The 772-nt window shown below is 37.8% G+C and carries 1 pseudogene; it reads right to left on the bottom strand.

Annotated elements, in window-relative coordinates:
- Positions 1-772: pseudogene (locus DRF57_RS23800) on the bottom strand (hypothetical protein); the annotation flags it as partial.

Genomic DNA, 772 nt, shown 5'->3' with positions numbered 1-772 from the left:
ATCGTAAGTATATTTTGTGACCATACCTACCGGTTTGAAATTTTCAAGTGCTACAAGTAAAGCTGCTTCTTTTGTTGGATCAGCAGCATCTTCATTCGATTTTGCCACAATATCGGAGATAAGGCTTTCAACCTGGCTATAGGTCGCTCCAACAATCTCTGCAATTGGCTTAGTTTTATTATATCCCCAGACAATACTCACTGGAGTACCATCCTTTTCAGTGTATTGCAGAATGTTCCCTCTATCATCATATTTATCAAAACTGACCTCTTTAGAATTTGCGTTGTTTAGATTATCGTAACTTAAAATAGACACAGGAAGTACCAGGTTTCCAGTAGCAACGTGTGGTAAAACCGTTGGATAAATGGTCTCTGTTCTGGAAAGGGTTTTTGTTATATTATTGGCCGTTTGCACCGTTTTAGTTTCCAATGGAATACCAATCATATTTTTGCTAATCATCAGTGGGTTTCCTTTTTCATGAGCATAGCTATAACTTGTCTCCTGAGTAGAACCATCCGTAAATACAGTTTTTGAAGAGGTTAGCTGATAGTGACTCGGATTACCATAACTGCTGAAGCTGGTGGTAGTCATGATAGTATTATCCGGCAGATATTCTGTAGTTTTTACTTCTGTAGGATTGTAAAACCCATAGTAATTGTCATAAAACCCATAGGATATATTGAGGAGCTGGTCCTGGGCAGGATCTGGAAAATAGGCAAAGTTTTCTTTAAAGACATAGTTTTTAAGGCTTTTTAGCTGGCTGTAATCATAC

This window comes from Chryseobacterium rhizosphaerae (assembly GCF_003385455.1).
Taxonomy (GTDB): domain Bacteria; phylum Bacteroidota; class Bacteroidia; order Flavobacteriales; family Weeksellaceae; genus Chryseobacterium; species Chryseobacterium rhizosphaerae.
This window is presented reverse-complemented; position numbering and strand designations above follow the sequence as displayed.